At 41.7% G+C, this 1,165-nt stretch carries 1 protein-coding gene; it reads right to left on the reverse strand.

The genetic code is table 11. The annotated features are described in order from the left end of the window. Positions 1–97: 97 nt before the first annotated feature. Entirely contained in the window at positions 98–586 is a 489-nt protein-coding gene (locus tag F6K49_RS51165; protein ID WP_293110595.1) for a hypothetical protein, read from the reverse strand. Positions 587–1,165 lie beyond the last annotated feature (579 nt).

A 1,165-nucleotide genomic window follows, 5' to 3' on the forward strand; every position in this document is an offset into this window, starting at 1 on the left:
ACGGGGGAGGTTAACGCCAATGGAGAAGAAGTAAGACCAAAACGTGGACGCCCGTCCAAGTTAAGGCATTCTTCCGTGAAGTTGGAAGCCACGACCTCTACGAAGTAGGTCGTGGTAGTTCACTCCGCTCAATCTGGTCAGCCGCTTGGGACAGATACAATTCTGTGGTTTCGGTAATGTCTTCTTGTTCCACCTCACCAGTCAGGGGATTGACAAAGGCTACCGAACTGATAGATTTGGCATCATTGTTTTCCCTGTGGTACCATCGCTTGTAGCTTTTCGGTGCAATGGGAATAATTTTGATTTCGGTGAAAGTGCGATCGCTTAATTTTTTGAGCTGCTCTGGGGATAACTGGACTGGGCTACCCAGGTAATAACAGTTGCGCCACAGTACCAGCGGAATCACCGGAGGTAAATCTTGGCGATTGGGGAATGGCTTAAAGAACCGGTAGCTGACTTCCCCATCTAGCAAGTTAAGGTTTAGTTCTCCTTGTGGGTTAACCAACAGTTTAAGGGCTGTTGCACAGTTAATTTCACCCTTTCTCAACTTCCTCCAAGCCGATGAACTTTTAACGCAACTTTGCATGATTTACCCCCCACTATATTAAACTAAATTAAACAGTTTTTGTTGATGAATTTCCAGTTTTACTTATCCCTTACACCTGGGTGCTTATTGACTATAGCAGTTTTTGATTAATTGGTATTACCCTTGGTTGAGATTGGAGTGATAGATCAAGGTAATACTATAAATCTTTATCTAATCTTTATATATAACGTTACCTTTTTCCTTTCACAAAACCTAGGCTTAGCTAAATAGAGTTACCTAGTTTTTTACAATGATTATATAGCGTTTCTAAACATTGACAAACAAGTACATTGACAAACAAGTAACGACAGTCTGGCGAGACGCAGGATCCACCAAACTAATGGTTATTGAGGGTGTTAGCACCGAACTTGTAGAGCTGATATTCCTGAGTAACTCCCACGATGAATTGGGTCTGCTGAACCATCTTCACAGAGGAATAGGTCGCCATTAGGAGCGACGGTAAACACACAGTGTTGTCCAAGGTTGTTGGATAGCGCGCTAAATAGTCTAGGAGTAAATCATGAAAGTAAGTCCAACAAAAAGTTAATCTTAAGTTAAGAATTGGTTAATAAATTACTA

Source organism: Moorena sp. SIO3I6 (assembly GCF_010672095.1).